Source organism: Thermoactinomyces sp. DSM 45892 (genome assembly GCF_900107305.1).
Taxonomy (GTDB): Bacteria; Bacillota; Bacilli; order Thermoactinomycetales; family Thermoactinomycetaceae; genus Baia.
In genome coordinates, this window is the sequence record NZ_FNPL01000002.1 from 101752 (window position 1) to 126690 (window position 24939).

Annotated in this window: 24 protein-coding genes; 19 read left to right on the plus strand and 5 right to left on the minus strand. The window is 40.2% G+C overall.

Going from position 1 to position 24939, the window contains the following annotated elements:
• The first annotated feature begins 84 nt into the window (after positions 1-84).
• The 4 genes from sph to BLU58_RS02200 all read left to right on the plus strand — a co-directional run bounded on the left by sph (position 85) and on the right by BLU58_RS02200 (position 3506).
• Positions 85-1077: a sphingomyelin phosphodiesterase gene (gene sph / locus BLU58_RS02185; RefSeq protein ID WP_176786447.1), complete on the plus strand. Its 993-nt coding sequence runs from the start codon at positions 85-87 to the stop codon at positions 1075-1077.
• A gap of 96 nt (positions 1078-1173) precedes the next feature.
• Entirely contained in the window at positions 1174-1473 is a 300-nt protein-coding gene (locus BLU58_RS02190) for a hypothetical protein (RefSeq protein ID WP_093290601.1), read from the plus strand.
• On the plus strand, positions 1457-2878 hold the full coding sequence (locus tag BLU58_RS02195) for an FMN-binding glutamate synthase family protein (protein WP_093290602.1): 1422 nt from the start codon (positions 1457-1459) through the stop codon (positions 2876-2878). Before BLU58_RS02190 ends, BLU58_RS02195 begins: the two co-directional genes overlap by 17 nt.
• An 82-nt stretch (positions 2879-2960) precedes the next feature.
• Positions 2961-3506, plus strand: a complete 546-nt coding sequence (locus tag BLU58_RS02200; RefSeq protein ID WP_093290603.1) for a DUF420 domain-containing protein — start codon at positions 2961-2963, stop codon at positions 3504-3506.
• 72 nt (positions 3507-3578) lie between these two features.
• Here the strand turns inward: BLU58_RS02200 and BLU58_RS02205 are convergent, their stop codons facing one another.
• A complete protein-coding gene (locus BLU58_RS02205; RefSeq protein ID WP_369813681.1) occupies positions 3579-4193 on the minus strand; it encodes a site-2 protease family protein in 615 nt (204 codons plus the stop codon).
• 174 nt (positions 4194-4367) lie between these two features.
• On the opposite strand from BLU58_RS02205, the gene BLU58_RS02210 reads away from it, so the two are divergent.
• The 11 genes from BLU58_RS02210 to BLU58_RS02260 all read left to right on the plus strand — a co-directional run bounded on the left by BLU58_RS02210 (position 4368) and on the right by BLU58_RS02260 (position 18279).
• Positions 4368-4760: a GtrA family protein gene (locus BLU58_RS02210; RefSeq protein WP_255404559.1), complete on the plus strand. Its 393-nt coding sequence runs from the start codon at positions 4368-4370 to the stop codon at positions 4758-4760.
• Positions 4754-5716 carry a glycosyltransferase family 2 protein gene (locus BLU58_RS02215; RefSeq protein ID WP_176786461.1) on the plus strand — a complete coding sequence of 321 codons (963 nt, stop codon included), beginning with the start codon at positions 4754-4756 and terminating at the stop codon, positions 5714-5716. The genes BLU58_RS02210 and BLU58_RS02215 overlap by 7 nt, the downstream gene beginning before the upstream one ends.
• Before the next feature lie 45 nt (positions 5717-5761).
• Positions 5762-8470 carry a YfhO family protein gene (locus BLU58_RS02220; RefSeq protein WP_093290607.1) on the plus strand — a complete coding sequence of 903 codons (2709 nt, stop codon included), beginning with the start codon at positions 5762-5764 and terminating at the stop codon, positions 8468-8470.
• A 66-nt stretch (positions 8471-8536) separates the two neighbouring features.
• On the plus strand, positions 8537-11269 hold the full coding sequence (locus tag BLU58_RS02225) for a YfhO family protein (protein WP_093290608.1): 2733 nt from the start codon (positions 8537-8539) through the stop codon (positions 11267-11269).
• A 204-nt stretch (positions 11270-11473) separates the two neighbouring features.
• Positions 11474-13060, plus strand: coding sequence for an esterase/lipase family protein (locus BLU58_RS02230; protein ID WP_093290609.1), 1587 nt, complete (start codon positions 11474-11476; stop codon positions 13058-13060).
• A 147-nt stretch (positions 13061-13207) separates the two neighbouring features.
• Positions 13208-13831, plus strand: a complete 624-nt coding sequence (locus tag BLU58_RS02235) for a hypothetical protein (protein ID WP_093290610.1) — start codon at positions 13208-13210, stop codon at positions 13829-13831.
• Positions 13809-14264, plus strand: a complete 456-nt coding sequence (locus tag BLU58_RS02240) for a hypothetical protein (RefSeq protein WP_093290611.1) — start codon at positions 13809-13811, stop codon at positions 14262-14264. The genes BLU58_RS02235 and BLU58_RS02240 overlap by 23 nt, the downstream gene beginning before the upstream one ends.
• Before the next feature lie 4 nt (positions 14265-14268).
• Complete coding sequence (locus BLU58_RS02245; protein WP_093290612.1) at positions 14269-14982, plus strand: hypothetical protein; 714 nt, start codon at positions 14269-14271, stop codon at positions 14980-14982.
• Positions 14983-15095: 113 nt separating this feature from the next.
• Positions 15096-15773 carry a DUF4397 domain-containing protein gene (locus BLU58_RS02250; protein WP_093290613.1) on the plus strand — a complete coding sequence of 226 codons (678 nt, stop codon included), beginning with the start codon at positions 15096-15098 and terminating at the stop codon, positions 15771-15773.
• A gap of 77 nt (positions 15774-15850) precedes the next feature.
• Positions 15851-16642, plus strand: a complete 792-nt coding sequence (locus BLU58_RS02255) for a DUF4397 domain-containing protein (RefSeq protein WP_176786448.1) — start codon at positions 15851-15853, stop codon at positions 16640-16642.
• A gap of 305 nt (positions 16643-16947) precedes the next feature.
• Entirely contained in the window at positions 16948-18279 is a 1332-nt protein-coding gene (locus BLU58_RS02260) for a helix-turn-helix domain-containing protein (protein WP_093290615.1), read from the plus strand.
• 50 nt (positions 18280-18329) lie between these two features.
• On the opposite strand, the gene BLU58_RS02265 is transcribed toward BLU58_RS02260, so the two are convergent.
• The gene (locus BLU58_RS02265; RefSeq protein WP_093290616.1) at positions 18330-18881 is read right to left on the minus strand and encodes a class I SAM-dependent methyltransferase; all 552 of its coding nucleotides are present in this window, start codon (positions 18879-18881) and stop codon (positions 18330-18332) included.
• 389 nt (positions 18882-19270) lie between these two features.
• Positions 19271-19540 carry a hypothetical protein gene (locus BLU58_RS16255; RefSeq protein ID WP_176786449.1) on the minus strand — a complete coding sequence of 90 codons (270 nt, stop codon included), beginning with the start codon at positions 19538-19540 and terminating at the stop codon, positions 19271-19273.
• 424 nt (positions 19541-19964) lie between these two features.
• Between BLU58_RS16255 and BLU58_RS02275 the strand changes: the two genes are divergently transcribed.
• On the plus strand, positions 19965-20921 hold the full coding sequence (locus BLU58_RS02275) for a 4-hydroxy-3-methylbut-2-enyl diphosphate reductase (RefSeq protein WP_093290618.1): 957 nt from the start codon (positions 19965-19967) through the stop codon (positions 20919-20921).
• A 38-nt stretch (positions 20922-20959) separates the two neighbouring features.
• Here the strand turns inward: BLU58_RS02275 and BLU58_RS02280 are convergent, their stop codons facing one another.
• On the minus strand, positions 20960-21139 hold the full coding sequence (locus tag BLU58_RS02280; RefSeq protein ID WP_093290619.1) for a hypothetical protein: 180 nt from the start codon (positions 21137-21139) through the stop codon (positions 20960-20962).
• Between the two features lie 115 nt (positions 21140-21254).
• On the opposite strand from BLU58_RS02280, the gene BLU58_RS02285 reads away from it, so the two are divergent.
• The 3 genes from BLU58_RS02285 (at position 21255) to speD (ending at position 23158) form a co-directional block, all read left to right on the plus strand.
• On the plus strand, positions 21255-21644 hold the full coding sequence (locus BLU58_RS02285; protein ID WP_093290620.1) for a hypothetical protein: 390 nt from the start codon (positions 21255-21257) through the stop codon (positions 21642-21644).
• Between the two features lie 112 nt (positions 21645-21756).
• The gene (gene fabI / locus BLU58_RS02290; protein WP_093290621.1) at positions 21757-22524 is read left to right on the plus strand and encodes an enoyl-ACP reductase FabI; all 768 of its coding nucleotides are present in this window, start codon (positions 21757-21759) and stop codon (positions 22522-22524) included.
• A gap of 226 nt (positions 22525-22750) precedes the next feature.
• On the plus strand, positions 22751-23158 hold the full coding sequence (speD, locus tag BLU58_RS02295) for an adenosylmethionine decarboxylase (protein WP_093290622.1): 408 nt from the start codon (positions 22751-22753) through the stop codon (positions 23156-23158).
• A 104-nt stretch (positions 23159-23262) separates the two neighbouring features.
• Here the strand turns inward: speD and ptsP are convergent, their stop codons facing one another.
• Positions 23263-24933: a phosphoenolpyruvate--protein phosphotransferase gene (gene ptsP, locus BLU58_RS02300; RefSeq protein ID WP_255404560.1), complete on the minus strand. Its 1671-nt coding sequence runs from the start codon at positions 24931-24933 to the stop codon at positions 23263-23265.
• Positions 24934-24939 lie beyond the last annotated feature (6 nt).

Consider the following 24939-nt stretch of genomic DNA (forward strand, 5'->3'; position numbering starts at 1 on the left):
GCTTTTTCAGTTATAAAAAATATGCCGTACAACATTTACTGAAAATTAAAAATGAATAGGTATAATAGAGATAGGAGGGATGTTATGAGCAGGGTTATGCGTGTATGTTTACAGATATTTATGATCGTTATTTGTGGTTTGACGCCTCTGTGTTCTTTTATACCGGTATCTGTGTCTGCTGCAAATGATTCATATCCCAATGATGTAAAGATTCTGGTTCACAATGTATATATGTTGCCGCAGACTCTTTATCCTAGCTGGGGACAAGTGAAGCGGGCTGATTTAATTGGGGAGGCAGCCTATATAAAGGGGAACGATCTAATTATCTTCAATGAGTTATATGATAACGAAGCCTCTACAAAGCTATTAGGAAAGGTTAAAACTCAATATCCGTATCAAACCCCTGTACTCGGACGGGATGAAGATGGTTGGGATTCGACTGAGGGAAGTTATTCTGGTTTTACTCCTGAGGATGGTGGTGTATCCATCGTAAGTAAGTATCCGATCTTAGAAAAAATCCAACATATATATAGTAAAGGGTGTGGCACTGATTGGTATGCGAATAAAGGTTTTGCTTATGTGAAGATGAAAAAGGACAACCGGATCTATCACGTTATCGGAACCCACATGCAGTCAGATGATGAGAGCTGTTCAACTGGAGAAGCAGCATCCATTCGTAAGATACAGATGAGTGAAATGAGACAGTTTATCGAGAAGAAGAAAATTCCTGCCGAAGAGGTGTTATTTATAGGTGGAGACCTAAATGTGATCAAGGGATCTTCCGAATATTCTTCGATGTTAAACGACTTACATGTAGCTGAACCAACTATGTATACGGGTTTTTCATCCACATGGGACCCAACGACAAATGGGATTACGAAATATAATTATCCCAATTTGGCACCTCAATACCTCGATTATGTCTTAGTTGAAAAAGACCATGCCAGGCCCCAAAAGTGGTATGTGGAGTCTTTATATACGAAATCGCCTGAATGGAGTGTGACGTCTTGGTTTAAAAAATATAGTTATACAGATTACTCTGATCATTATCCAGTTGCAGGTTTTTCAAAGCCGTAACTTATGTGATCAAGACTGCTCATTCGAGTAGTTTTTTTTTTGTTCGCATTGAATTGGGTTCGTTTAGGAATAGTAACACCAAAGGAGGTTAGTGAATTGGATACATCACAATCACAAGATTTACAACACACTTTGTCCTATCTACATAACGAAATTAACCGCATCGAAGCAATCGCGGAAACTCTTTCGACGAGGGCGCGTGATCATTATCACCAGCTAACGAACTATGATGATAAGGGACTCACCGACATGGCTGTAGAAGAACAACATGCGGCTAGACAACTTGCTACGATCCAAAAAATGTGCATCACGATGGCTGGAAAGCTTGGTCAGTTAAATGAAGATGGTAATGGTGATCAGGGCTGGGAGAGTGGGCAAGTTGATCAAACTCATTGAAAATATGATTCGTTCGGCTATTGATAAATCGGTAGATAAGATGATTACCACCGCCATACGTGATCAATATACAGAAAACCTATTTGAAATGATCCCAACTGCTGGGAAAATAGGCATGATCAATTTAATGGAGATTGCGATGCGTGGTCATCAAGGGACTCCTATTTCCCGTCCTCTAGGAAGTCCGATTCGCTTATCGCCATGGGAGAAGATTTTATTTAACCCAGTTCATCTGTGTCGCTTTCCCACACAAGAAAGCATCGGAATCGATACATCGGTCACGATCGGCCCACGAGCGAAGAAACCCATGACGATATCCATTCCGATTATGATTGCCGCGATGTCTTTCGGTGGGGCACTGAGTAAAAGTGCAAAAATTGCTTTAGCTAAAGCGGCAACTGCCGTGGGAACAGCCACTAATACAGGTGAAGCGGGATTGATGAAGGAAGAGCGTGAAGAGGCCCAGTTATTGATCGGCCAGTATAATCGGGGAGGCTGGATGAATACACCCGATAAGTATAAACAGCTTGATGCAATTGAAATTCAATTAGGCCAGGGGGCACAAGGATCCTGTCATCAACGAACCTCAAGTAAAAATATTGGCGAGGATTATCGAGAAGTATTTGGTTTGAAGGAAGGCGAAGCGGCCATCATTCATTCTCGCTTGCCAGGGGTCCATACAAAGGACGACTTTATTCAATTGGTGAGAAGACTTCAATATGAGACAGGTGTTCCAGTAGGACTTAAGATAGCTGCCACTCACCATTTGGAGAAAGAGTTACAAATTGCGGTGGAGAGTGGAGTGGATTTTATCACTCTTGATGGGACAGAAGGGGGAACGCATGGTGGATCGCCCACACTCCAAGATGATGTTGGTTTACCTACGCTTTTTGCCATTTCCAGAGCCAAACAATTTCTAACGAGAAAAGGGCTTGTTCGGGATATAAGTCTTATTGCTACAGGTGGATTGGCTACTCCGGGCCAAATGTTGAAGGCGATGGCCTTAGGGGCGGATAGTGTCTATATCGGTACGGCGGCGATTATGGCACTGGTAGGGGAGCAGGTAGTGCGGGCTGTGCCTTTTGAACCCCCGACAAGCTTAGTGGTTTACACAGGAAAAAGAACCAGCCAGTTAGATGTGGACCAAGCGGCGATGGGTTTAATTCGTTTTTTAAACGCCTCTATGATGGAAATGGAACAGGTAGCAGTAACATTGGGTAAGACTGCCTTATCGGGTATTACCAAAGCAGACTTGTGTGTGATGGATCCATTTCTAGCAAAAGCAACAGGGATTCAATTGGGATATGTGGCTCCAGAAGAGCAAAGTCAATTCTTTGATGAAACGAAACCGTTTTTCTTATCACCGGATCATGTAGGATATGATGAATCAACTATTCACCATTAATAGGGAAATTTACTTACCTTGTGAAACAAGCAATGTGTTATAATCGCCTTGGAATTATAAGATGTGCTAAGGAGGCTGTTTCATGAGTCAAAAGACCCATTCCGATCATGATAACCGCAAATATACGCCATGGATCGTTGGTATTACGATTGTGTTAAACGCCGCAATCGCGCTACTATTCTTTTTACCGAAGTATGATGGGCTCGACCATTTAGATCTAACATTTCTTCCCATGATGAATGCGATCTTTAATAGCTGTACCTTCATCTTCTTAGTAACGGCCTTGTATTTCATCAAGAAGAGAAACTTTACGATGCACCGTAATTTTATTTTAGCCGCATTTACCTCTACGACATTTTTCCTCATTACTTATGTCGTTTATCATTTAAATGCAGAGTCTACTTCTTATGGTGGCGAAGGAATAATGAAGTATATTTACTTCTTTATCCTGATTACCCATATCGTATTAGCAGCCCCAACCGTTTTTATTGCCTTATGGACGATTGTTTACGGCTGGACGGATCAAAGGGAGAAGCACCGTAAGATCGCTCGTTATACCATGCCAATCTGGCTATATGTAAGCCTTACTGGTGTATTAGTTTACCTGATGATCTCACCTTATTATTAATCTAATAGATGATTTACATAGAAAACGACTCCGCTTCGTAATGAAACAGAGTCGTTTTCTTGTGGATCAGATTTATAAAAATAGGTTCCAGAATGTATTAAGTGCCCGGAAGACAGCCGGAACGAAATATTGAAACAAGGGGCCAAGTAGTAGTTTGTTAAGTGGTGGAATGAGAAAAATGAGCAGAAAGATGAAGATTCCGTATTGTTCATACTGTGACATCTTCGCCCGAGTGCGATTTGATACGAGATCTTCGATGACTCGATATCCATCAAGAGGTGGTAGTGGAACTAAATTAAAAATAAAGAGTACGATGTTGATTTGAATGATCATAAGTAAAAGCTCAACGATTCCCTTATAACCCAATCCAGACTGAATGGCAATGTGGAGGAGAGGGATACACAGAAAAGCAAGAAGTAGATTGCTCAGTGGTCCTGCTAGGCTGACTAAAACGCCAGCTAAGCGAGGGTTCTTAAAATAGTAACGGTTGACTGGTACAGGCTTTGCCCAACCAATTCCTGCCAAGATAATCAAAATAAAGCCGAATAGGTCAAGATGTGCTACAGGATTTAGCGTAACACGGCCTTGTTGATATGCAGTAGGATCGCCAAATTTATAGGCGACATAAGCATGAGCAAACTCATGAATCGTAAATGCTAAGATAATGGCGAATAGTGCGTAAGGCAATTGTTCCCATGGATAAGCAAGAGAAAGGGATGTAAAATCCAATAGTAACGCCTCCAAGTATTAAGGTGTGGTAAATATTGTGGATGAATGTTAACTTTTTATAGAAACTATGTGTAGAACCATGTGTTATAATGCAAGTGCTATCTTTTTATTCTTTATTAGGGGACTTTGATTTTGGACAAGCGACAAGTTATTCGATTTATCATAGTAGGCGTCGTCAACACAGTTCATTTTAACTTACTTTATCTGATTATGTATCGCTTTTTTTCGTGGGGCTATTATGTTTCCTTCCTACTTGCGTTCGTAATTAGTATGGTTGGTTCTTTTTTTATGAATTCATTTTACACGTATCGAGTTAAACCAACGTGGAAGAAGTTTATACAATTTCCGATGACAAATGCTGTTAATTTTGTAGTAACGACAATAGGAGTATATGTATTGGGGGATTTGTTGGATTGGAATAAAACCATTTCTCCATTTATAGCTTCGTTAATTGCGATTCCGTTTACATTTATTATCTCAAAAAAAATCTTGGTAACTGAACCAGACAAGGGGGGAAGATTATGATTTCAATTATTGCACCTTGCTATAATGAACAAGACGTTTTGTATGATTTTTACCAAACGGTTACGAAAGTAATGAAGGAAAATCAATATAGCTACGAGATCGTTTTTGTCAATGATGGTAGTCGTGATCAAACTCTCTCCATCCTAAAAGAGCTTGGGGAGAAAGATAGACGAGTTCAGTATATCTCGTTTAGCCGAAACTTTGGTAAAGAGAGTGCGATGCTGGCAGGCTTAAGCTACTCTAAAGGTGATGCTGTCATTATTATGGATACTGATTTACAACATCCACCGAGTATGATTCCGCGGATGGTTGAGGCTTTCCAAAACGGATCCGATCAAGTGATTGCGAAGCGAAATCGTGCAGGGGAATCAAAGTCTAGGTCTTGGGTTTCTAGCTTATACTATAAACTAATTAACCGATTTGTTGATGTTCAACTAGAAGATGGTGTTGGGGATTTCCGTCTACTGAGCCGTAAAGCAGTTGATTCCTTATTATCATTAAGTGAGTATAACCGTTTTTCAAAGGGATTATTTTCTTGGATTGGATATAAACAAGAAATTATTGAGTACGAAAATGTAAGTCGACACGCTGGGGACAGCAAATGGTCCTTCTTTAGCCTTCTTAACTACGGAATAGACGGTATCATTTCATTTAATAATAAACCGCTTCGACTTGCTATTTATTCCGGAATCGCGGTCATGATTGCTGATGTTTTCTACATCTTATGGATGCTGGTGAAAACACTACTGTATGGTGTTGACGTACCCGGATATTTTACGCTAATTTCAGCCATTCTACTCCTAGGCGGAATTCAATTAATTGCTTTAGGTGTAATCGGAGAATATATCGGCCGAATTTACTATGAAACAAAGAAAAGACCTCACTATATCGTGGCAGATGATAATTACACACAAGTGAGCCAGTCGACAAAAAAAATTCAAAAAGTACTTTCGTAAAAAGGTTAGCGAAGATCTTTATGAAAAAAGGTAGGGTATCACGATATGAAATTGAATTTGAGGAAATGGCAGGGAATATTTGGAGTCTATTCCCTGTTTCTCGTTGTTTCTATAGGTATACACGCGTTTTTTTTGTATTATCGATTGTATTTTAATGAGGCCTGTTGTGATTCCATGATGCAGGTCTCTCATTTTTATCCCTTTTTAAATCAAGAATATGGACAAGGAAACTTTATGTGGTCTTGGAAGTATGGTTTGGGTGGAGATATCTTTAGTGAGTTTCTTTACTATTTCTCCACCTCACCATTCTTTTGGCTTACGATGCCACTTGATTTAGCTAACATTCATGATGTTTACCAAATTAGGATGTTTACCAGTATATTTAAGATCGCTATTGCTATGATTTTTATGTATCACTTCCTTCGTTACATGAAGCGGACACAACTTAGTTCTATTGTAGGTAGTTTAATTTATGGTGGATCAATCTATCTAATCTTTAACTCACTTCGCTTTGATTTCATGGCTGACGGTATGGTTTGGCTCCCTCTACTCATCCTCGGTTTTGAAAGGATGATTGATCAGAAGAAAAAGGGACTATTTGTCGCGATGGTTTTCCTGGTTGTCTGTTCGAACTTTTACCTTGCTTTCATTAGTACAGTGTTCCTCTACTTATATGCAGGACTTAAGTATTTCCTCGTTCGGGATAAATTCCAGTTTGTTGACTTTATCAAGTATTATCTACAGATTACGTTATGGTATGTCATAGGTGTATTGTTAAGCTTATTTGCCTTATTGCCAGCTATTGGCGCGTATTTGAACGTGGACCGTTTTTATTACAAACTAGAGATCCCTCTACTTTTTGAGAAGTCGTTTTATAAAGAGTTTTTCTTCAACCTCTTTTTGGTTCCGAAAAAAGTGGACTTTGTTCTCGTGCTACCGATTATGATCTTTTTACTAACCTTGTATGGCTTTTTCATCAAAGATAAGCAAATGCGTAAACGTATGATTTTTGCTACGTTCATATTTGCCCTAACGATGTTTCCGATTACGTATTCCTTTTTTAATGGTTTGTCTAGCATCCAGTACAGATGGACGTACTTATTCATCTTTGTTCTAGCTTTGATTATCCCGTACATCTTGGATCATCTTATGCTAGAGAAACCACATCGGAAAATGAAGCAGTATTTTATAGTTATATCGGTACTGTTAGTGGTGATGGTTCTCTTGAGGCCAAGGATGGTCGTATTGAAGCCACCTTCAACAGGCTATCTTAAGCAAGATATCATTATTGGGGCTCTGGGGCTTCTGACAGTAGGTTGTTTTTTCTTAATGCATAAGCTTCCACGTAAGGTGATTGCCGTTTCCTTAGTGGGACTCCTGTCGCTTAATATCTTGCTTACAAACTGGATACTGATCCACGATTATCTAGGTAGTCCCCGTACTGTGAAAACCAAACAACAAGCATTTCTAAAGGTCTACAATCAACCAGAAGACGTGGCGATGTTCAAGGAGCTTGAAAAGGAGGATCCCGCTTTCTTTCGTACCATGTGGGAAGGAATTCCCGAATTTAACTCTCCGATGGTATATGGATATCGAGGTTTTAGTGCTTACAACAGCCTAATCTCTGGCACGGTACACAAATTTTTTAAAAAAGAGTACAACATGCTTCAGTACAACACGCCGAGTTTATATATGAATCTAGATAATCGTTTATATATAGAGACGGTGCTGGCGAATAAGTATTATGTTGTTCCAAAGGATCAGTCGTGGGAGCCATATGTAAATACCTATCTTCGTAAGGATTTGTCTTGGAAGCCGTATGGCTATACTCTCATGAAAGAGACTAAGAAATTTAGGGTTTATCGAAATGATAATGCCCTTCCAATCGGATTTTTATATGATTCGATTGTGGATAGACAAACATTTGATCAATTGAACTATGCTCAAAAGGATCAGCTGCTCTTGAATGCGGCGGTGGTGGAAAAAGGGGACCGTTCTAAGGTCAAGGCTCCAGTCTTTCAAACGGATCAGTTGAAAGTACAAGAGCATATTGTAAATAAGCAGGACATAAAGCTCAAAGATGCTTCTTTAGAGGGAGATGTTCTAAAAACAGATCTAATTGCAGAGCTTACTATCCCAAATCCATTTGCGAATAAGCTAGGCGAAACACTTTTAGAAATCGAAATCAAAAAGAAGGATCGCGATGGTTTTCGCGTTCATGTAGGCGACAAGCTATTTAAAAATTATGGGGAAGACAACACATATAACTATCCAAGGGAGAAAATTGTTTTTAATACAGGTTTTAAACAGCCCGATCACTTTACCATTCGAATTTCTGATCCTGCTGATGATGATGCAGATAGTTATATCCTAAAAAATGTGTCGCTTCAATTTAATTCACTCGAACCGTTTCAAGAACTTGTAAAGCGGAAAAAAGAACAATCCTTGCAAAATGTTTCCTTTACATCGAATCAAGTCAAGGGTGAGATAAACGCGGCCAAAGATGGGATTTTGTATTTGTCAATCCCGTACAGTAAAGGTTGGAAAGCTACGATAGACGGGAAAAGAGTGGACCCAATTAAAGTAAATACTACTTTTACAGGCTTGCCTATCACAAAGGGAGAACATAAAATTGAATTAACGTACTTCACTCCTTACTTGCTTGAAGGTGCAGGAATTTCCTTCGCAACATTACTAGGCCTGATCGGCTATTTTTGGTGGGAACGTCGCAAGAAACGTGATTCGGCGGCGTAGAGATGTTCTCCTCTACGCCTTTCCACTTTTGGAAGAGCTACTTTGAATTAGGCAGGGTGCTATGATATGAAACGGAATCAGAAGAAATGGAAGGGAATACTTGGTGTTTATTTCTTTTTTCTCTTAATCTCTATTGGGCTACATGGTTACTTTCTTTATTATAACGTGGACTTTACGGAGGCTTGTTGCGATTCTAGAAAGCAGATTGCTCATTTCTTTCCCTTTTTAAATCAAGAATACTCACAAGGGAATTTTATGTGGTCTTGGAACAATGGTTTAGGTGGAGATATGTTTAGCGAGTTTATCTATTACTTTGCCACCTCACCATTTTTCTGGCTTACGATGCCTCTAGACATAGCCACTATACAAGATGCGTTTCAAGTCCGGATCTTCATTAGTTTGTTTAAAGTAACCTTGGCTATGATCTTTATGTATCATTTACTGCGTTACAATAAGCGAACGAAGTTTAGTTCTATTGTTGGTAGTTTGATTTATTGTGGTTCCCTTTATCTGATGTGGAATTCACTCCGCTTTGATTTTATGGCGGATGGTTTGGTGTGGCTCCCCCTTCTCATTCTTGGTTTTGAGAGGATGATTGATCAGCAGAAGAAGGGAATGTTTGTGGGTCTTGTCTTCCTGATTGTTTCCTCGAACTTCTATCTTGCGTTTGGTAGTACCGTGTTTCTGTATTTATATGCAGCACTTAAGTATTTCTTAAGTAGAGATACATATCGGTTTGTCGATTTTATCAAGTATTATCTCCAAATTACAGGTTGGTATATTGTTGGGCTATTATTGAGTGCGTTTTCCTTTTTGACTGTTATCAGTGCTTACTTACAAGTGGATCGCTTTTATCCCAATAATATCCCTATCCCTATTCTCTTTGATTGGTCATTTTATCAAAAACTGTTATATCAGCTTTTCTTATTTCCGAAGCAAACTGAATTTACGATCGTATTACCTGTTATTGTATTGTTGCTTATTTTTTACGGATTTTTCATCAAAGAAAAGCAAATACGTCAACGTATGATTTTTACAATATTCTTTTTTATACTTCTATTGGTGCCGTTTACTTATACCTTCTTTAATGGAATGGTTGGAATTCAATACCGGTGGTTATACCTATTTTTATTTGTGATGGCTCAGACTACTGCATTTGTCTTAGACCACTTGCTAGAGAAACCACATCGAAAAGCAAGGCTGTATTTTATAGGGATGGCCGCGTTATTGATCATAATGGTGATATGTAAACCTTATGTATATGCATTAGAAAAGGAGCCATATAATAGTTATAGTAGACAAGAATTTGTTATCGGTGTTCTGGGGCTTCTCTCCATAGTCTGTTTCCTCTTAATCAATAAGCTATCTCGTAAGGTTATCACGACTTTGTTAGTGGGTTTGCTGACGCTTAATATCCTTTTTACCAACTGGATGTTGTTTGAGTTTCATAACTATCCTCCTAAATTAAAAAAAGAGCAACAAGCATATCTTAAGGTTTATAATCAGCCAGAAGATGTGGAGATGTTCAAAGAGCTTGAGAAGGAAGATCCTACTTTTTTCCGTACGATGTGGGAGGGGATGCCTGAATTTAATGCTCCCATGGTATATCGATATCGAGGGTTTGGCACTTACAATAGCTTACTCTCTGGAACTGTACATAAATTTTTCAAAAACGATTACAACACGCGTCAATACAATACACCTAGCGTGTTTACGAATCTAGATAATCGTTTATATCTGGAGACGGCGCTTGGGAATAAGTATTACGTGGTTTCAAAAGATAGATCGATGGACGCTTATTTTGAGGATTTTTTTCCAACGGATCCTTTATGGAAATCTTGGAAGCCTTATGGATATACGTTAATGAAAGAGACAAAGAAATTTAAGATCTATCGAAATGACTTTGCTCTCCCAATTGGATTTCTATATGATTCTGTTGTGGATAGGCAAACATTTGAGAAGTTAAACTTTGCCCAGCGGGATCAGTTACTTCTAAATGCAGTTGTCGTGGATGATCATTCTAAGGTGAATCTTCCAGTCTTTGAAACCAATCAGCTGGATGTACAAGCAAAAGTTATAAGCAATGTAGATATAGTGACGAGGACGCAAGGTTTCAGTCTTACAAATGCTACCTTAGTTGGTAATGTTCTAAAAGCCGATGTAGGTGCAACATTGACGATACCAAATCCATTTTCGAAGAAGCTGGGAGAAACCTTGGTGGAAATGGAGATCAAGCGCAAAGATCCTGAGAGGTTTAGAATGTGGGCAAATGGTAAAATGTTTTGGGATTTCGGGCAAGACAATATGTACAACTATCCTAAGGAAAAGGTAGTCCTGAATACAGGTTACGATCAAAAGGATCTAATTACCATAACATTTAACGAAGGCACTTACGAATTAAACAAACTATCCCTTCAATTTGATTCACTTGAACCCTATCCAGATCTCGTTAAGCAGAAAAGGGAGCAATCCTTGCAAAATGTTTCTTTTGACTCCACTCATGTAAAAGGTGATATCAAAGCAGACAAGGAGGGGATCTTGTACTTATCAATCCCATACAGTAAGGGTTGGAAGGCGAAGGTGGATGGTAAGGAAGTAGAGACGATGAAAGTAAATTCCACTTTTGTTGGGGTTCCGATTACAAAAGGGGAACACAAAGTGGAGTTATCATACTTTACCCCCAATCTGCTTGTCGGTACCGGAATTTCCTTCGTAACATTGTTGAGTTTAATCGGTTACTTTTGGTGGGAACGGAAGAGGCGGAATCGATATCAAGTTGGCGATTCAGAGAATACCTAATAAACCGTGAAAGCTACCTTTCCGATGTTGGATCATCTAACTGAGGAAAGGTAGCTTTTTATGTCTACTGATTATTATATGAACATTAAAAAAATTTCTTTTTTAATCCTTTGTCTAAAAGGTTTTTTTGCAGATATAACGAATATTATAGAGTGACAAAATGTATTTTGATAATAGATGCCTACGAGAGGAGCTGTTTGTTTGATGAGATTTCGTCGTTTGACAGCTGTGATGTTGGTAGTGGTAGTTGCTTTATTTTCGTTTGTGCCGATGAGTGCTTTCCCGACTGAGGTATACGCAGGGAAGTTGTTCCCGCCGAGTGAGTCATTTACTCCGGGTACTTGGTTTTTAGGTGCTCAGCCACCTAATTATGATCCGAATAAACCACCCATTGTGTTTGTACAAGGGAAGAATGGTGCGGCGAATGATTGGTATACTGATACGGTCTACTATGGTGCTAATGACATGTATGAAAGCGCTTTCAAAAAAGGATATCAAACTGTATTTGTTCAGCTATACGATGCGGCTAGACAGGGATCCAAATCTCAGTATGATAATGGCCGACTACTCGCTTCTATGCTAAGTCAGATCTATAATCGTTTTGGAAAGAAGGTTAATATCATTGCTCACAGTAAAGGAGGTCCAGATACACAAGCTGCACTCGTTCACTATGGAGCACACCAATATGTAGGTAAGGTAGTGAACCTCGGTTCCCCGCATTATGGATCACATCTAGCGGATCTTTCGTATAGTTGGTGGGCTGGTTGGTTAGCATCTCTATTAGGGCAGAAGGACGATGGAACATACTCCTTACAAACGGGTCAGATGGCAAATTTCCGTTCGGCTACAGACTCTAACCCAAACGTATCCAAAAACAAATATTATTCGGTCGCGGGCACGAGCTGGGGTCCAGCATTTTCAGCTTTGGCAACGGGTGGCTTGTACTTATCCTCGTATGGCTCGAATGACGGTCTTGTAAACGAATGGAGCACTAAGTTAAGATATGGAGTGCATCTATTTACGGATGGCAGTTTAGATCATGATAATATACGAATAGGATCACGTGTGTTTCCGCGGATTGAGCCGTACCTACGTACATCTACCTTCTCCGTTACCAAACCTGCTGTTAATATTTCAAATAATAATGAAATTGAAAAAATTGAAAGCGCTAACAACCAAGTGATTGTTGGTGGTCCGCTTACACAAAATAGTGTAAGTGAGAAAAGTTTTGATGTGGATCGATTGACCAATGCTACTTTATCGGTGTTAACTGCAACCAATAAGACGGAAGTCAAGCTTATCTCACCGTCAGGGAAGGTCTTCTCCAAGGAGAATAGCAAAGTGATCACTAGCAAAGATCAAGATGCCTTCCGCGGAGCATATGTACAAACGTTCCAACTCAAAGGGATGGAAGTGGGCAAATGGAAAGTTCAATTTAAAAATGTAAAGCAAGAAGATGCATACTTATTTATTGGCACATTTGATGAAAAGACACCTTTTTCTTTAGCAATGCCAGGAAAAGTAAAACAAGACAAAGCAAATTTTTTCATGAAACGAGAAAATGATGATTTGAACAAAGAAGTGGAAATGATGATTCGGGTAGTCGACGAAAAAGGAAAGCTAATCTCTGAAACGAAACAAACACGTAAGCTAACCAACGATTCTCTCGAAGGATGGCTACCCAAAGTGCCTACATCGGGTACCTACAATGTTACCATTGATCTAAAGGGGACTAATAACGGACATGAATACACACGCACCTTAGTCCGTTCTGTATATATTGATAAATAGAAATTCGCTTTGATTAAGAGTGGCTCCTTTAGGGGTTGCTCTTTTTTCAGTGGCTCCGTCTCATAAAACTTTTCTTCACTAGGCATCAGTATATTCAAACAAATAAAGGCTGAATATACTGTGTTGGATAGAAAGGAAGTGGTTTGTTTGGATGTACAAAAAGGGGTCTATCAGATGCAAAGAGGTCTTATGAGGAGTCGAAACTCCCTTCTCTATGATTCCTGTACGAATCTTACGAACCAAACTGTAATACAACTTCCTAGCTCGATTAAGTACGTGGCGTATCTTCAAACCTTATTTCTCTCCATTCCATTTGCAATCAGGCAATTAGAATGGTTAGTAGATAAACAGAAGCATCAAGAGGGAATGAATCTGATTCAGGAACATCTCGCCCTAACAAAAAGCTGGTTACAGCAAGAGGGATATCAACAATTAAATTCTTTCCTTCATCCATCCCGCTGGCAGACTAAGCCAGCCGATGATGTACAGTTACTGGTCGAAATAGCTTTTTACCATCTGCGGATTACAGAGCGCACCTTTTGTAGAATTCATCCTCAATCCGACCTACATGACCTTGAGATCGTGTTAAACCATTTGCGTGAACTTCCCTTTGATCTAGAAGAGGATTTGCAAATCGATCGGTTTCATGATGAGATTCGTAATGCGTATCAACCTGAACCGATCATGGTTGCTCAAATGGCGCTTTCTCTGCCAAATTACGAGAAACCACAAAAGGAGGAGCACGAGGATGAACCAGACGAATCAATTTGATTGGTTGGAACGTTGGGATTTAGAACAAGTTAGTGTCCGAACGTTACATTGCAAGAAATGGAAAGAATATGAACTGGATATCGAAAAGCACATTTTACTTAACTACTCGACGAAACTGCTAAGACAAACGGGAATGGATATCTCGTTTTTATTCTCTCTTTCTGTTTTAACCTATGAGGGGGAGAAGAGAGAAGATCCAGCTGAGATATTAGAAGAAGATCGGACGTTTACCATTGAGCTGGAGATTGACATCGTTTACTATAAAGAGCTTGCTGAGACGATCCCAGAGGCTGAACTTCTAGAGATAGGTTCTCAAATTGTAGCCCCCGATGCATGGGCGTATGCGAGGGAGTTACTGAGTAATATGACAGTACGAATGGGTTATCGGCCATTGCTTTTGCCACCTTATCAAAAAGTCGTATATGGAGGATAAGCTTATGCCACTTTCCTTCCAACAGACAAAAGAGCCTTCAGAGCTTACCACTGTACATGAATTAGTTCGTTTGGTGAAACAAGAACCCGATGTATTTCGGACAGTGGCGCGGATTTTTGATCGATATAAAACAGACAAGGAAGCATATAAAGAAGGATTTGATGAAGAGCTTGAGCTAATGATTAAGCAGCCTGGGTTTCGTATTCGGCTCAAGACTCGTAAAAGGCTGCTGAAGATGCTAAAGGCAATCTATAGGCAGCCTGATTTCCAACAGATCCGGTCTGTATTTTTAGAGGCGATTATCGAAGAATATGGACCTATACATCCAACCATTTCCTACAAAGAGATGTATCGTGAGCCACTGATTTATGATGATGGAGAGATGATTGGCGGGTACGAGTGCAGGATGGATATAGTATTTCATGAACAGGATCATCTGCCGATGGAGATGGTGGAATGTAAAGCTAATATCGAGTCATTTCTCTCGGCAACCAGTGTGTGGAATCAAATGAAGCAAAATAGACTAAAAAAAATGCATTATATGATTAACTTGCATAAATATCTTCGCGAATGTTACGTAGAACCTGTCTTGGGGTTTGCCTTTTACAATGAAAATTGTCAGCTACTAAAAGAAAATGTACATGAGAATTGGGGATTCCCGTTTATTCGGTTTTACTCCCGCAGGGTTTTGTACCATCATATTTGTGCAAAAGAGTAAGCGAGCCCTTTCTTGTAGAAAAGGATCGCTTTTTCTATGCTGATTGGCTCACGGTTCCTTATTTCTTGCATATTTTAAAGAAAGGAAAATGAAGAGAGAATGGAGGGATTTAAATGGGAAAGAAGAAGAGGTACAGCCGAAGTAGTAATGGGAAACAAATATCAAAGAGCCCATCCTCCAGGAGTGCTTCAAAGCCCCTTGCTGGTATTGCCGGGGTCAGGATTCTACACGCTGCTACAAGATGGCAGGAAGATATGGATGTATATCTGGATGGAAAGCGAATGGTTCGTCGACTCCCATACGGAGCTATGACAAACTATGTCAGTATACACAGTGGAGATAGTTATTTACAAATGACCCGAAATCAAACGGAAGGCACGGTTGTATCACAAATATTATCTGTTCGGAATGGGAGACTTTGCACGCTTGCTCTCATCGATTCAGAGGATGTATCGAAAAAGAATCCTAAATTAATAACCATTCCCGATCATGCAGAAAATCAGGAAGAAGAGATGGGACAAATTCGATTTGTACATCTCCATTCACAAGGCTCGAATGTAGATCTAGTGGCAAACAATCGAGTCATTTTCAATAATATCCCCTTTACCCATTTGACACCTTATGTACCGATTCATCCTAAACGATTGGAACTGAAAGTGCAGGTTACCGGGATGATGAATACCGATCATGAGAGTATTATCCTCCCTTTATTTTCGAAGGATGTAGTGACTGTTTTTTATTTGGGAGATGTCGAACAAGGGGATCGTCTTCTCTTAGTACATGATCGTTAGATAAATAAAACAGTGTAGAATCGATTCCTCATGGCATAGGCTAATAGTAAGTACCTATGCTAGGGGAGGCTATTATTTTGTCTTGGAAAAAGTTCTTTGGCAAAGCCATTCGGAATAAGCTGTTAGCTGATTATTATCATGATCGAGATGAATCCAAGCATATAAGATACCATGGGGAGTATCTAAAATATCTGGAGCCGTTTGTAAGTCATTATGAGAGAGTGCAGCAGGAATCTATGTATCAAGTAGGCTCAAATTCATCAAATGATTTGGGATCTATGAGGGTTTTACATGCATCTACGTATGGATCCGCTTCAGTAGATGTGTATGTAAATCAAAAAACAGTTGTGCGCAACTTGCCCTATAGTGGTATTACAGAATACTTCTTTCTTCCGCCGGGGGAATACCAGATGGAGATATTTCCAGCTGGACGACAGGATGAGGCAATCCTTTCCCAATTTGTTACGATACGAAGTCGGAGAGCCTATACTGTAAATACGGCCGATGCAGGGGCGGATGTGGGGATCGAGCTACTTTCTTATGAGGATGATTTACGGAAAGTTCCCAGAAGATCCAAGGTGCGTCTCATTCACGTATCTCCCGATATGAAACGGGTTGATATTGCAGTAAAAGGAGGAAATGTCCTCTTTTCAGATGTGGATTTTAGTGATGCACGGTTTATCACCCTGAATCCAGGAATCTACACATGGGAGATCCGGCCTGCAGGTGGGAAGCAAGCAGAATTTACGGTTCCGAATATAACTCTTAAGTCGGGAAAGGACTATACCATCTTTGCTTTGGGAAAAGTGAGTGAATCCCCTGATCTGCAAGTAATAATGGTAGAAGATACATTAGAATATGATAGATAAATGGTGCAGATTATGCACTTTTTTTATTTCATCAAAATTATTTTTTACTTTTCAGAAGGTTTTTGATTCTTTTTTCCGAAACTATTTAGTAGTGATTTGACAAAAATAGATATTATCTTACAAACCAATTGTAATATAATATTCTTCAAAACAAAAAGATTACAATCTCTATTCTACTTCACCTGTAATCCGTAAGATTCAATCCTAATTTTGGATGTCAGATGTGATCTGAATCTTTCTAATAGAAGTGAAATCGATTACACTATAGGGAGAGAATAAGGTTTAGAAGGAAAGGGCGGCTTAATATGAGTGTTTTCGAAATTAGTGAAATTGGTAAATTTATACGTAAAGTTAGAAAGGAGCGTAGCCTACGTCTGGAAGACCTTTCTGATGAACAAATCTCAACTGCTACGATTAGTAACATTGAACGCGGTGTGCCCCATGTCAACAAAGAGAAAGTTTATTATCTAATGCAAAAACTGGGGTTAAATGCTAACGATTTACCAAGTATGTTGATGCGAGATACAGAAAATATGGAGACCATGCAATTGAAGCTTATGGCGATCGAGAGCATGATTCGGATGGATGAGCATGAAAAAGCTTATAAGAAGCTATGTAACATCTCAGATGCGACCCGAGAAGAGTATGCATCTATGTTTCACTCTCTACGTGGACGTTATTTTCTGAAAACGAACGAGTGGAAGAAGGCAGAGCGGGAGCTAATCGACTCTAACCGCTTTATTTCTCAGGAAAATGAAGTGAAAAATAATCTGGAAGCAATCAACTTTAACTATCTAGCTTACTTACAGTACATCCAAAATGATTTACAGCAAGCGTTGATCTATGCGGAAAGAGGTCTTGATGTTTATCGTGAAGAATTGGTCGATCCAGAGCAAATCAAGTATGTACTGATGACGAATCGAGTTATATACCTAGAGAAACTAGGGAAAACCGATGAGGCATTAAAGCGGTTAGATGAGTTATGGGTGTACCTGCCGATTGTTCGGAAGACAGAAATTATCCTCCCTATGTACGCGCTACGAGCTGATTTATATCGTCGAATGAAACTATATTCAGATGCGATTCGCTATGCACGAGAGGGCATTCAAATTGCTACTACGAGTTCTTTCTATAATGAGATGTTCCAGATTTGGACGATCTTAGGAACCATCTACGTAGAGCAAAACAATTTGAATGATGCGGAGACGTGCTTTTCGTACATTTTAGATTTGGAAAGTCGTGTTGCACAAAAGCAAGAATTAGTACGAGCCTACTGTTCCTTAGGGAATCTCTACTTACTGCAAGGAAAAAGCGACGAGTCAAAGAGAATTTTGCAACAAGCTATTTCTTGGGCGGAGAAGTTAAATGATGCCCTCAAACTGAGTAATGCGCTCATTATCATGGGGCGTCTTATGAAAACGATGGGGCAGCAGGAGGAAGGTGTACACTACCTAATACAAGCAGCTCAAATTGCTGAACAACATGATTATTCCCAAAAACAATTTCTAGCCTGCTATGAGTTAGCGAGTTGTTATGATTCCATTGGCGATAAGAAAAGGTTCCAAGAAGCGATTGATCAGATGTACCAAGCTCAGCGAAAAGTTGATCAGAAGCAGGCATTGTTTGATGTATGGTAAACAATAAAAACGAGTGGATCTACTGATTTAGCAGTAGTCTTCACTCGTTTTTAATGGGTGCATATGTAGACGAAAGTTGGAGGTAAATTCCAAGGAACAAAATCAATTTGGACGTTTTTAAATCTGTTTTTCAATTCTTTGCGTAGATGTAAAGAGTACTGATATGTAATAAAAGAACCATTTTCCGATAAAGAGGATTGGACTTGGTCAAGGATTTCTTGGGTGAAAGATTGGGAGAAATTTGAAAATGGCAATCCTGAGATAATGGCATCTACATTTGGAATATGAAGTTGTTTAAGTGTATGATTCAGTTCTTCGGCTTTTTTTAGATAGGTAAATTGAGGGATTTGTCCTTCTAAGTCTTTACGTAAATCATCATCTTGTTCGAAGATCAGTGTTTGGGTAGGTAATGATACTTTTTTAGCTATTTCTCGGGTAAAAACTCCTGTTCCTGCACCTAATTCGACGATTGTTTTCATTTGGTTCCAAGGAATGTCTTTTAGCATCGCATGGGCTAAAAAGCGGGAACTAGGGGTGATGCTACCGATTTCCCGAGGGGATTGTACAAACTTATGAATGAACTTTGCTCTTTCTAAAATCAATGGGAGCACCTCAACTTTATCTATTATGATGTTGTACTAGCTATAACTTTAACCCGATTATAAAGAAAAGTCAATTTTTCCGATGAAATTACTATGAATTGAAATGGGCTGACTTGGACAGAACGAATTGTTTATTTGGGCATATGTTATATAGGGATTAAAAAGTTTGATTGTGAGCGGAGTTATATTTAGTTAAAATCGTTGCGTCGGGAGATTCGTATAGTATATGTAGATAATTGGGAGGTTTCAAAGAGATGAACCAGAGCTTATTGGATTCTGCCGCTCTACTTTTGTTTTCTATGGGGATCTCGCTGGTTTTAGCAACGTTATATATTCGTGAACGTATGAAATCGAAAGAACATAACTAAGTGCCGCCTATTTATAAAATACTACACTTTGATGTGAAGCCCCGTACATGTATGGAGGCTTTTTATTTTGACTTCGAAAATGGAAAAAAGGCCCTCTATAGGAGAGAGCCCCTTGATACTAGCAATCACTACATGGTTTTTTTGGACGGCAGTCAGAAGATTCGTAGCAATCTCTACGGCGATGATAGGAAGATTCACAATCCCCGCGACGATGACGATGATGAGAGGATTCACAATAATCGTGTCGGTATGAGGATTCGCAATACCGATCCCGTCCGTAAGAAGACTCACATGGATCGCAACCACGTCTATATTTATGTTTCTTGCACATTCTCATTAACTTTTTCATCATCTCTTCTTCATAGCGGTGACATCTTTTCATATGCTGGTACATTTGAGTTAGCATATTTAGGTCACAGGGGATACAAGGTACACCATGATGATATGAAGGTGGATGATATGCTGGAGGCATTGGTGCAGGCATAGGTTTTTTTGGTGGCATTGGCATGGGTGGCATTGGCATTGGTACTGGTGTAGGCATAGGTCTTTGTTCCACAGCCATCACATTCCTTTCCTTTAGTTGACAATCCATCCTATTCGTGAAATGGTGCAAGTGTACCGTGGAGACTAGCCTATCTTTTGAGAAACTTGGTCAAGTTTTTAACATGCGGTATAATGGATCTATTAGCCCTGTAAATGGGGAGGGAGATTTGATATGGAAGTGTTGAAAATAACGCCTCGCGGATACTGCTATGGTGTTGTAGATGCTATGGTATTAGCTCGTGAAGCGGCCATGAATAAAGATATACCGAGACCAATCTACATTTTAGGGATGATCGTTCATAATAGTCATGTGGTGGATGCATTTGAAGAAGAAGGGATTATCACATTAGATGGTAATAATCGCTTGGATCTACTAGAAGAGATTACAGAGGGAACGGTTATTTTTACTGCACACGGGGTTTCTCCTGAGGTGAGAAAACGTGCTGTGGAACGTGGGTTATATGTGATCGATGCCACTTGTCCTGATGTGACAAGGACACATGATTTGATTCGTGAAAAAGTAGCTGAGGGTTATGAAATCATTTATATAGGAAAACAAGCGCATCCTGAACCAGAGGGTGCAATCGGGATTGCTCCAGAAAGTGTTCACTTGATTGAAAATCAAAAGGATCTAGATGAATTAGAAGTAGATACAGACCGCCTGATCGTGACGAATCAAACCACAATGAGTCAGTGGGATATCAAACATTTGATGGATCGAGTTATCGAGAAGTTTCCTACGGTTGAAGTTCATAATGAGATATGTCTAGCTACGCAAGTTAGGCAAGAGGCGGTAGCCCATCATGTACCTGGTGCGGATCTATTGCTAGTAGTGGGGGATCCTCGTAGTAATAACTCTAACCGCTTAGCACAGGTATCTGAAGAGATAGCCTCGGTAGAAGCATATCGAATTTCGGATGTATCTGAGATCCAACTAGATTGGTTAAAAGGAAAAAAGAAAGTTGCTGTTACATCAGGTGCTTCAACACCAACACCTATTACTCGCGAGGTAGTCACGTTTTTAGATCAGTTTGACGAAAATGATCCGAACACATGGGATACAACTCGTAAGGTGAAGATTAACCGTATCTTACCACCTGTGCGTAAGAAAAGAGCAGAGCAAAAATAAGCCGAGAGGGTTCACTCCTTCGGCTTTTTTTCTGTGAATTATAACGATTGACTACGAACTTGGGTGGGACAAGTAGCCATGAAGTCATAGCATTGATTCATAGTCCCACGAAACTCAACACGATGGTCTTTCTTCATGGGATTATACCAAGCGAAGTAATGATCTTCGTGAATGATGGAAGGGGGTAATTTTTCGGAATCGCGTATTACATAGTACATTATTTCCACCTCCTTCCATCTATTATAGGCGGAACTTTATGTATTTAATCAATTGAAGTAGGGTTTAATGTATAATAATGCTACCAGATGAAAAAAGCTAGAAAGAGGAAAAAAGATGAAAGGTGAACGTTATTTACCCCGGATTCAAAAAGCATCCATTCCAGAGGATGGTGTGTGGGCTACTTATTTAGAAAAGCCTGTTTTGTTTTTATCGATTCCAGAATGGCAGGAAGTGATAGAATCGAATGATGAAGCGACTCGGTTTGTTTGGATGTTTGACCGTGAACAAGATGCTTATCTTTTTTGCTTTCAATGTCTAAGTGGACAGGAGTACGCGATTGCCTTCCCAAAAGAACATGCTGGGATGTTGCTACGAGATGAGCGTTCTTATGAACTGTTTTCGTTTTTTATTACTTCTAAAGAGTTAGAAGAGGTTACCGAAAGTAGTAACTTATTACAAATTCATGATATTTCGTTACAGAGGCATCCCAAAGCGGGATGGTGAAAAAGATTTCTCAGATTTGTTGATATTGACAGGAAACCCATTTTTGATTACGATTTTAGTATCTGGTACTAATAGTTGATCTTATAATCTGACCCGTAAGAGGTGTAAATACATGAAGATGAAAGATAAGAAAGTTGTCATCATGGGAGTTGCCAATAAGCGTAGTATTGCTTGGACGATTGCCAAAGCGTTGCATCAACAAGGTGTAAAATTAGCTTTTACCTATCAAGGAGAGCGTCTTCAGAAGTCAGTAGGACAATTAGTAGATGCGGAAATGCCCGGTTCCTTAATGGTTGAGTGTGATGTTACAGATGATATGCAAATCGAAACAGCATTTGAACAGATCAATCAAGTATGGGGATCATTAGATGGTGTGGTACATAGTATTGGATTTGCCAAAGCAGAAGATCTGAGCGACGCTTATGTAAATACTTCTCGTGATGGATATGCGTTGGCGCAAGATATTAGTGCCTATTCGCTTGTCGCTGTTAGTCGTGAAGCGAGCAAGTATTTAACAGCAGGTGGTAGCATTGTAACGATGACCTATATGGGATCAGAAAGAGTGATTCCTAACTATAACGTGATGGGAGTTGCAAAAGCCGCATTAGAGACTTCGGTCAAGTATCTAGCACATGATCTAGGTCCTTCTAACATCCGTGTGAATGCGATCTCAGCAGGCCCGATTCGTACATTAGCTGCCAAAGGTGTAAAAGACTTTAACTCAATGTTGTCCGTCATCGAAGAGCGTTCACCGCTTCGTCGTGGGACAGATCCAGAAGAAGTGGCGGATACGACGGTGTTCTTATTAAGCCATATGTCTCGTGGGATTACGGGTGAAGTGATTCACGTAGATAGTGGATATAACATCATGGGTATGTAGTGGTAGAAAAGAGTGTCATGCTTCGAATCAGTCTACAAAAATTATTTGTTGATGTACTAGATATAATGTGATATGTTATATCTCGTGATATGAACTGAGCTAGTAGGATCCAGATTCACTTAAAGGGTTGGGACCTCACTGGACTAACCTCCCCCTGTGGTGAACAAGCTGATCCTAGCGGAATTTGGCTCACACCAACTTTTTGCTAGGAAGGGGGCCGAAAGAGATGGAATTTTCTACTTTCGGAAGGCATGTAGCCATGGACGCATGGGGTGTAAATTTTGATCTTTTGAACGACGCGGAATTTTTACGCGAAAAGATGGAGCAGGCAGCTGTTGAGTGTGGTGCGACTATCTTGTCCGTTCAATCTCAACAATTTGATCCCCAAGGTGCGACGGTACTTGTTATGTTATCGGAGAGTCATCTCTCGATTCATACTTACCCAGAAAAAGGTTTTGCCGCACTAGATTGCTATACTTGTGGTCATACGGTTGATCCCATGGTTGCTATTGAGTACATGCTTGAAGCGTTACAACCAACCCAAGCAGTTTCCAAAGTCCTCAGACGCGGGGATGGACCCATTGAGGTTGTACAACCAGAGCACGTTGGTTCAAAGAAATTAGCGGCCGTCTAAAACTGACTAGATGAATACAAACCCCCCTCTCTACCATCGTTAGAGAGGGGGGTTATTATATGTTTTGTTTTCATTCATTCCTAATGATGAATCGTTATCTTCTTTTATCTTTTGTGGAGTGCTTCTAGTGCTAAGCTGGATGCCTCCGCAGATTCAATCTTGCGAATCTGTTGTTTTACTTGCGGGATGGCTTTTGCACTCATAGAAAGTTCGTTCAAGCCGAGACCGACTAAGATCTCGGTCATGCTGGTATCACCCGCTAGTTCCCCACACATCCCGGCTGGGATTCCAGCTCGGTGGCAGGCATCGCAAGTCATTTTAACTAGTTTTAGCACAGCTGGATGAGTCGGATCATAAAGCTGTGCCACTTGTTCGTTTCCGCGATCTGCTGCCAGTGTGTATTGAGTAAGGTCATTAGTACCGATACTCATGAAATCAACTTCCTTAGCCAGTTCATCAGCGTGGATAGCCGCGGCCGGAATCTCCACCATAATCCCTACTTTGATTTGATTCGAGTAAGGGATTTTTTTCGTTGTTAATTCTTGTTTGCATTCCTCTAGAATCTGCTTTACCTGTAGAATTTCTGACACGCTCCCGATCATCGGGAACATGATCCAGAGTGTCCCATGTACACTAGCCCGGAGAAGTGCGCGGAGTTGTGTCTTAAAGACGTCAGGATTGGTGAGACAGTAACGAACGGCACGCAGACCGAGGAATGGATTTTCCTCTTTCGGTAGTTCCGCATAAGGTAAATGTTTGTCTCCACCAATATCTAAGGTTCGGATGATAACAGGCTTTGATGGAAATGCTTCCAATACTTGTTTATAAGAGGTGTACTGTTCTTCCTCTGTAGGCCACTTCGTGTTTTCTAAATAGAGAAACTCTGTACGGAATAGTCCGATGCCCTCTGCATGGTTCGCTAACGCATCTGGTACATCTTGAGGGCTCCCGATATTCGCTAGTACCTCGATACGTTTCCGATCAGAAGTATACGCATCTTCCGATGCTTCTTGTAAGGCGGATGCTTGGAGTTCGTTTTGTTGTGCGATTTTTTCTTTAATCTGAGAGAGTAATCGATCGTTTGGGTTTACGATGACTTCTCCGGAACTTCCATCGAGAATGACAGTATCTCCATCGTGGATTTGCTGAATAAAGCTTCCTAGTCCGAGTACCGCTGGAATCCCAAGCGTTCGAGCCATGATAGCCGCATGGGCCGTCTTGCTACCTCGCTCTGTAACCATGCCGATAATGGCTTCTGAGAATTGTGCTGTTTCAGAAGGAGTCAGTTCATCGGCAATAATAATACTCTCAGGTTGTAACAAGCCTAGGTCTATAGGGGGCTTATCTAGAATGTTTTGTAACAATCGATTCCCAACATCACGAATATCATCGGCTCTCGCTCGCATATATTCATCTTCCATATTGGAGAATAAGGAACTAAATTCGCCTGTTACAGACTGACATGCCCAATCAGCTGCCTGTTTTTGTGTGTTGATGCGTTGTTCCATCTCGCCTATAAATCCTGGATCGTCTAGGAAGGCCAAGTGGGCATCAAAAATAGCAGCTTCGGATTCCCCCATCCTGTCTGCTGTTTGTTTTCGTAGAATTTGTACTTGTTCTTTTGTTGTTTGAATGGCTTGCTTAAAACGTTGTAACTCGGAAGAGAGGTCTGTTATACTCCGTTCTTGGACGCTCACTTCTTCTTTCTTCCAAATGACTGCTGTACCAATGGCTAAACCGGTAGCAGCGCCAATTCCTTTTCCGTTTTGTTCCAAGATCAT

Excerpts from the sequence above, each read along its gene's own strand:
- sph (WP_176786447.1), top strand. The coding sequence starts at position 85 with ATGAGCAGGGTTATGCGTGTATGTTTACAGATATTTATGATCGTTATT.
- BLU58_RS02200 (WP_093290603.1), top strand. The coding sequence starts at position 2,961 with ATGAGTCAAAAGACCCATTCCGATCATGATAACCGCAAATATACGCCA.
- BLU58_RS02220 (WP_093290607.1), top strand. The coding sequence starts at position 5,762 with ATGAAATTGAATTTGAGGAAATGGCAGGGAATATTTGGAGTCTATTCC.
- BLU58_RS02225 (WP_093290608.1), top strand. The coding sequence starts at position 8,537 with ATGAAACGGAATCAGAAGAAATGGAAGGGAATACTTGGTGTTTATTTC.
- BLU58_RS02230 (WP_093290609.1), top strand. The coding sequence starts at position 11,474 with ATGAGATTTCGTCGTTTGACAGCTGTGATGTTGGTAGTGGTAGTTGCT.
- BLU58_RS02240 (WP_093290611.1), top strand. The coding sequence starts at position 13,809 with ATGAACCAGACGAATCAATTTGATTGGTTGGAACGTTGGGATTTAGAA.
- BLU58_RS02245 (WP_093290612.1), top strand. The coding sequence starts at position 14,269 with ATGCCACTTTCCTTCCAACAGACAAAAGAGCCTTCAGAGCTTACCACT.
- BLU58_RS02250 (WP_093290613.1), top strand. The coding sequence starts at position 15,096 with ATGGGAAAGAAGAAGAGGTACAGCCGAAGTAGTAATGGGAAACAAATA.
- BLU58_RS02260 (WP_093290615.1), top strand. The coding sequence starts at position 16,948 with ATGAGTGTTTTCGAAATTAGTGAAATTGGTAAATTTATACGTAAAGTT.
- BLU58_RS02275 (WP_093290618.1), top strand. The coding sequence starts at position 19,965 with ATGGAAGTGTTGAAAATAACGCCTCGCGGATACTGCTATGGTGTTGTA.
- BLU58_RS02280 (WP_093290619.1), bottom strand. The coding sequence starts at position 21,139 with ATGTACTATGTAATACGCGATTCCGAAAAATTACCCCCTTCCATCATT.
- BLU58_RS02285 (WP_093290620.1), top strand. The coding sequence starts at position 21,255 with ATGAAAGGTGAACGTTATTTACCCCGGATTCAAAAAGCATCCATTCCA.
- fabI (WP_093290621.1), top strand. The coding sequence starts at position 21,757 with ATGAAGATGAAAGATAAGAAAGTTGTCATCATGGGAGTTGCCAATAAG.
- speD (WP_093290622.1), top strand. The coding sequence starts at position 22,751 with ATGGAATTTTCTACTTTCGGAAGGCATGTAGCCATGGACGCATGGGGT.